At 65.5% G+C, this 6,480-nt stretch carries 5 protein-coding genes; 1 reads left to right on the forward strand and 4 read right to left on the reverse strand.

Annotated elements, in window-relative coordinates; genetic code table 11:
• Positions 1-19: 19 nt before the first annotated feature.
• Entirely contained in the window at positions 20-2,425 is a 2,406-nt protein-coding gene (locus tag ACREB4_RS12745) for an AsmA family protein (RefSeq protein ID WP_431588596.1), read from the forward strand.
• A gap of 22 nt (positions 2,426-2,447) precedes the next feature.
• Here the strand turns inward: ACREB4_RS12745 and dnaB are convergent, their stop codons facing one another.
• The 4 genes from dnaB to ACREB4_RS12765 all read right to left on the reverse strand — a co-directional run.
• Positions 2,448-3,881, reverse strand: a complete 1,434-nt coding sequence (gene dnaB / locus ACREB4_RS12750; RefSeq protein WP_431588597.1) for a replicative DNA helicase — start codon at positions 3,879-3,881, stop codon at positions 2,448-2,450.
• 91 nt (positions 3,882-3,972) lie between these two features.
• On the reverse strand, positions 3,973-4,965 hold the full coding sequence (locus tag ACREB4_RS12755; RefSeq protein ID WP_431588598.1) for an LLM class flavin-dependent oxidoreductase: 993 nt from the start codon (positions 4,963-4,965) through the stop codon (positions 3,973-3,975).
• Between the two features lie 87 nt (positions 4,966-5,052).
• On the reverse strand, positions 5,053-5,694 hold the full coding sequence (locus ACREB4_RS12760) for a glutathione S-transferase (protein WP_431588599.1): 642 nt from the start codon (positions 5,692-5,694) through the stop codon (positions 5,053-5,055).
• 5 nt (positions 5,695-5,699) lie between these two features.
• The coding region (locus ACREB4_RS12765; protein WP_431588600.1) for a response regulator at positions 5,700-6,480 on the reverse strand (781 nt) is incomplete at its 5' end.

Raw genomic sequence — 6,480 nt, forward strand, 5'->3', positions numbered from 1 at the left:
TCAGTCAGGAAGGTCGAGCATGAATGTCTGGATGCGCCGTTTGGCGTGGACGCTGGGGGGCTTGGTGCTGTTGTCGGTGGCGGTGGGTGGCTACCTGCTGGCCACTTTCGACCCGAATCGTTACCAGGGCCTGTTGACCGATTGGGTCAAGTCGCACAAGCAGCGCACCTTGGTGATTGGTGCGCCCATGGAGCTCAAGCTCTTCCCCAAACTGCGGCTCAAGCTCACCAAAGTCAGCCTGAGCGAGCACCAGCAGCCGGCCGAATTCCTGGCGGTGGACGAAGCCGAGTTGTCGGTCGACATGCTGGCCTTGTTCAAACGGCAACTGGTGATCGACCGCATTGGCGCGCAGGGCGTGCGCCTGGTTTACCGCCGTGATGCCGACGGGCGCTCGAACATCGACGATCTGCTGAAGAAAGACGAAAAGCCGCCCGAACCGGGCGCGCCTGCCGAGCCTTTGACCTTCGACGTGGCCGCCATTCAATTGGAGCGTGTCAGCGCAAAGGTCGACGATGCCAAGACCGGCGTGGTGGGCACCCTGGCCATCAATCGGCTGACTTCAGGGCACCTGGCCGATGGGGTGCCGTCGGACATCCAGTTGGACGCCGGCTTCGACCTGACCCAGCCTCGGTTGGCAAAAGGTGGCGTGACAGGCGAATTCCGCCTCACGCCCCGCCTGGGGCTGGCGACGCCCTCGGCGGAGCTGGACCGCGTCAAGATGACCCTGCAAGGCGATGTACCGGGCGTGAAGGCACTCAAGGCCGAGTTGACCGGGGCCGTGGCCTGGGATGGCGAGCGCCAGTCGGTCAAGGCGCAGTCCTTGGCGATCGAGGTGTCTGGCCAGGTGGGCGGACAAGCCAATGCGCCAGCCTTGCTCGTGGAGCAGGGCCGGCTGTCGGTCGACTCATTCAGTTATGACCCCGGCCAGCAGTTGTTGGCCTTGGGCAAGCTGGTGGTGGCATTGAAAGCCCGACAGTCGGATCGAGGCTTGGCATTGGACCTGGATTGGCCAGCGTTGGACGTCAAGGGTGATCAACTCAAGGGCAGTCCGCTGAAAGGCCAGCTCAAGGTGACAGGCCCCATCGAGGTGGCCGCGACTTTCGCCAGCCAGGCCCCCACCGGTGGTTTCGCCTTGGTCAAGGTGCCGGGCTTGAAGTTGGACTTCACCGCGGCCATGGCCGGCGCGGGTGGTCAGCGGCGGCAAGTGAAAGGGGCTTTGCTGACCGATGTGACCGCGCGCCCTCGGGAAGGCGCGGGTGCCTTGGAGGCCTTGCGCCTGCAGGCCAGCATCCAGGAACCCTCTCTGCAGCCCTTGCAGGTGCAGTTGAACGGGCACGCCGCGCTGGCGGGCGAGGCGGCCCAATGGAGCCTGAAGGGCCAGCTCAACGACAACCCGTTCTCATCGGACGGTTCGCTCAAGTTGGGCGGCAAGGTGCCGCAGGTGCAGGCCACGGCGCACTTCACCTCGCTGGACTTGAACCGCTTGCTGCCGGTTCCCGCAGCGGGTGCTTCCCCTCCCGCGGGCACGAAAGCGGGTGGCGAGGCGCCCGACGCGCCCGTGGACATGGGCGCCCTGAACTCCATCGATGGGCAATTCAAGTTCAAGGCGGACAAGCTGGCCGTGCGCCAATACCGCCTGGTCGATGCCGAGTTGGCGGCCACGGTCGAGGCAGGTCGCCTGACGTTGAGCCGGCTGGCGGCGGGCGCCTGGGGCGGCAAGGTGCTGGCCCATGGCACGGCGGACGCCGGCTCGCAGCGCTTGGCGCTTCAAGCCCAGGCCGAGGGCATCAACATCCTGGCCATGCTCAAGGACGTTGCGGGCAAGGACATGCTGGAAGGCACGGGCCAGGTCAAGCTGGACATCCAGACCGGTGGTGCCAAGGTCTCGCAGTGGGTCGCGGGGCTGAATGGCGATGCCTCGCTGCAATTGCGCGATGGGGCGGTGCGTGGCATCAACCTGGCGAAATCGCTGCGTGACGTCAAGGCGCAGTGGTCGGGCAAGAGCGATGCGGTCCAGAAATCATCGCAGACCGAGAAGACCGATTTCACCGAGCTGACGGGTACTTTCCAGATCAAGCATGGCGTGGCCCACAACGAGGACCTGTCGGCCAAGAGCCCGTTCTTGCGGGTCGGCGGCAAGGGCGACATCAACCTGGTGGAGCGCCGCCTGAACTACACGGTGAGCGCCACGGTCACCGGCACCGTCAAGGGGCAGGATGGTGCAGAAGCCGAGGCCTTGAAGGGCCTCACCGTGCCGGTCAGGTTGAGCGGCCCCTTCGATGCGCCGGACTGGAAGATCGCGTGGTCCGAGGTGGCCGTGGGCGCCATCCAGAACACGGTCAAGTCCAGGTTGCAAGAGCAGCTCAAGGACCCGGTTCAGCAGCAGAAGCTGAAGGACAAATTGCTCAAAGGCTTGTTCAAGTGACCGCGGGTGCGGCAGTGATCACTCAGTATTCGCTGCCGCCGCCGACAAAGCTGCCGGGGGCCAGGTTCTCGAACCGCGTGTTCGACTTCACGAAGGCCAGGTGCACGCTGCCCACGGGGCCGTTGCGCTGCTTGCCGATGATGATCTCGGCCGTGCCCGGGATCTTCGACTCCTTGTTGTAGTAATCGTCGCGGTAGATGAACATGATGACGTCGGCATCTTGCTCGATGGCGCCGGATTCGCGCAGGTCGGACATCATGGGGCGCTTGTCGGGCCGCGTTTCCACGCTTCGGTTCAACTGCGACAGCGCGATCACGGGGCATTGAAGCTCCTTGGCCAGCGCCTTCAGGCCCCGCGAGATTTCACCGATCACGGTGGCGCGGTTTTCTTCATTGCCGCCCGAGCCGCTCATCAGCTGCAGGTAGTCGATGATGATCAAGCCCAGGGTGCCACCGAACTGACGTGCCAGGCGCCGTGCGCGTGAACGCAGTTCGCTGGGCGACAGCGCCGGGGTTTCGTCGATGAAGACATTGGCGTTCTTGAGTTTCTCCACCGTTTCGCTCAAGCGGCCCCATTCGTCGTCGCTCAGGCGGCCGGTGCGCAGGTTTTGCTGGTTGATGCGGCCGATCGAGCCGACCATCCGCAGCGCCAGTTGCGAGGCGCCCATTTCCATGGAGAACACGGCCACGGGCAGGCCTTCGTTGACGGCCACGTTCTCACCGATGTTCAAGGCGAAAGCGGTCTTGCCCATGGAAGGCCGCGCGGCCAGCACGATCAGGTCGCCCTTTTGCAGGCCGGCGGTCATGCTGTCCATCTCGGTGTAGCCGGTGCGCACGCCGGTCACGTCTTCGGCGCCGTTGTCGGCCAGTTCCTGCACGCGGTCCAGCAGGTCGACCACCAAGTTGGGCATCGAGTGGAAGCCTTGCTTGTTGCGGTTGCCTTCTTCGCCGATTTTCAGGATCTTGGATTCCGCCTCGTCGAGGATGGCCGAGACCAGCTTGCCTTGCGGGCTGAAGGCCGCGCTGGCGATCTCGTCGCTGGCGGTGACCAATTTGCGCAGCACCGCGCGCTCGCGCACGATCTCGGCATAGCGGCGCATGTTGGCCGCACTGGGCACGCTCTGCGCCAAGGCATTGAGGTAGGCGATGCCGCCGATGTCGGTGGACTTGCCCTGGTTCTGCAGGTTCTCGTAGACCGTGATCACGTCGGCCGGCTTCGAGGCGTTGATCATCTGGTGGATGGCCTTGAAGATCAGCTGGTGCTCGTGCCGGTAGAAGTCGTCCTCGGACAGGACGTCGGCGGCGCGGTCCCAGGCGCTGTTGTCCAGCAGCAGCCCGCCCAGCACGCTTTGTTCGGCCTCGATGGAGTGCGGCGGCACCCGCAGTCGCGAGATTTCGTCGGAGCTCAGGGACGCAGATCCGGAGGCGGAAAAAGGGATGGGGAATACAGCAGACATGGGGGGTGATGATACGGGCGGCGCCGTCACCCGCCTGTGGATAAAGTTGTGGACAGGCGGGGGAAATGCTGGGGATCTGCGTGGATAAGTCTCAAACCGCCTGCACGCCGCGGACCTCGGCCACGATTTCATAGGAGCGCCGCCGAGCGGTGTGGTCGAACATCTGCGAGGTGATCATGAGTTCGTCCGCGCCCGTGCGCGCGATGAAGTCGTGCAAGGCCTGGCGCACGGTGCCGGGCGAGCCGATGGCGCTGCACGAAAGCACCTGGTCCAGCATGGCCCGGGCCGTGGGGTCGAGGCGCTCCGCGTACCCCGCCATGGGCGGCTGAAGGCGCGACGGCCGGCCGCTGCGCAGGTTGACGAAGGCCTGCTGCATCGAGGTGGCCAGCAGGGCGGCTTCTTCGTCGGTGTCGGCCGCGAACACGTTGAAGCCCAACATCACGTGCGGCTTGCTCAACTGCGCCGAGGGCTTGAAGTTGGCCCGGTACATGGCCACGGCCTGCTGCATCTGTGCTGGTGCGAAATGCGAGGCGAAAGCGTAAGGCAGGCCAAGGACGGCCGCCAGTTGCGCGCCAAACAGGCTGGACCCCAGGATCCACACGGGCACGTTCGTGCCCCGCCCAGGCACCGCCAGCACGGGCTGCTTGGGGGCGCTGGACAGGTAGTCCATCAGTTCGACCACGTCTTGCGGAAATTCGTCGGCGTCCGAGCCCAGGTTGCGGCGCAAGGCGCGGGCCGTGGCCTGGTCAGAGCCCGGTGCGCGTCCCAACCCGAGGTCGATGCGGCCTGGGTACAGCGATGCCAGCGTGCCGAACTGTTCGGCGATGACCAGGGGCGAGTGGTTGGGCAGCATGATGCCGCCGGCGCCCACGCGGATGGTGGACGTGGCACCGGCCACGTGCCCGATGAGGACGGCGGTGGCCGCGCTGGCGATGCCGGGCATGCCGTGGTGCTCGGCCAGCCAATAACGTTGGTAGCCCCAGCGTTCGCCATGCTGGGCCAGGTCCACCGTGTTGCGGAATGACTGGGCGGCGTCACTGCCCTCCACGATGGGCGACAGGTCGAGGATTGAAAATGGAATCATGGCCACAGTCTGCCGGCTGCTGGGCACGCGCTTTGCGCCGCCCTTCATAGACCACGGGCCTGGCAGTGAAATGCCCGGTGCCTCGGGCTAGAACACCGTGGGTGTGTCAGCTGGCCGCCAGGCCGGGTGCTTGGCCATCACGGCCTCGAACAAGGGCGAGTTGGCCCAGGCCTGGAGCCATCGCCGCAATGCGGGAAATGGCGCGCTGGCGAACCAGTCGGCGTCCACCTGGGCGAACTGCCTCACGAAAGGCACGATGGCCGCGTCGGCCAGCGACGTTTGGCCGCCCAGCAGGTGCGCTTGCGCCGAGAGGCGCCGGTCCAGGTCCGCGATGAAGAGGTCGATGGCCTGCTGGCGGTATTCGGTGGCGGTGTGCGCTGGGTGGCGCTCCGGGTATTTGTAGCGGTCCAGCAGGGCCTTGAAGGGGCCGTCGTTGGTGGCGATCAAACCTTGCATGGCTTGGTGCTCGACGTGCGCCAGCCAGCCGCCTGGGTCGGACTGGCCCAGCGCCCAGGTCATGATCTCCAGGCTTTCCTGGATGACCTGGCCATCGGGCAATTGCAGCACCGGCACCGTGCCCTTGGGCGAGATCGCCAGCATGGCCGCGGGCTTGTCGCGCAGCACGACTTCGCGAAGTTCCACGGGGACTTGGGCGGCCTTCAAGGCCAGGCGGGCTCGGATCGCATAAGGGCAGCGGCGAAACGAGTACAGGATGGGCAGGGCGGGCATGGCGGCTATCGATCCGACTTCCTGGCCTCGGCCGAGGCCAGTCCGGCGTTGATGGCTTCCAGCAGTTCCTTGATGTTGATGGGCTTGGTGATGTAGCGGAAAAAACCCGCGGCCAAACCTTGGTTGATGGCGCGGGGCATCGCGTTGGCGGTCAGCGCGATGACGGGGATGTGCTCGGTCTTGGGGTCGTTGCGCAGGATGGCCTGGGCCGAGACGCCATCAAGTCCCGGCAGGTTGTTGTCCATCAGGATGAGGTCGGGCAGGTGGACCCGGGCCAGCTCGACGCCCAGCCTGCCATCGTGGGCCGACAGCAGTCGGATGTCGGGGCGGGTGTTCAGGATCTGTTCCACCAGCTTCAGGCTCTCGGGGTTGTCCTCCACGTAAAGCACGGTGTAGCTCCTGGAGAGCTGCTCCGCTTCGGGCTGGAGTGGCGCCATGGCCTTGGCCACGTCCTCGTGGGTGTAGGCGGGCATGGGTTCGCTGGCGTTCAATTCGATCCAGAACATGCTGCCCATGCCCACGGTGCTGGTCACGCCGATCTCGCCGCCCATGGATTCGACCAGGTGCTTGGTCACCACCAGGCCAATGCCCGTGCCTTCCTGCGCACCGGCTTCCTGGCCCAAACGGTTGAACGGCTGGAAGAGCAGCTTCAGCTGCTCTTCGCTCAGGCCCATGCCCGTGTCCTGCACGGCGACCCGGACGCGGTCCTTGCCGTGCGCGCTGCAGTCCACCACCACGGCGCCCATGTCGCGGTTGTACTTGATGGCATTGGAGAGCAGGTTCAGC

The sequence above is a fragment of the Aquabacterium sp. genome (genome assembly GCF_050725395.1).
Lineage (GTDB): Bacteria > Pseudomonadota > Gammaproteobacteria > Burkholderiales > Burkholderiaceae_C > Aquabacterium.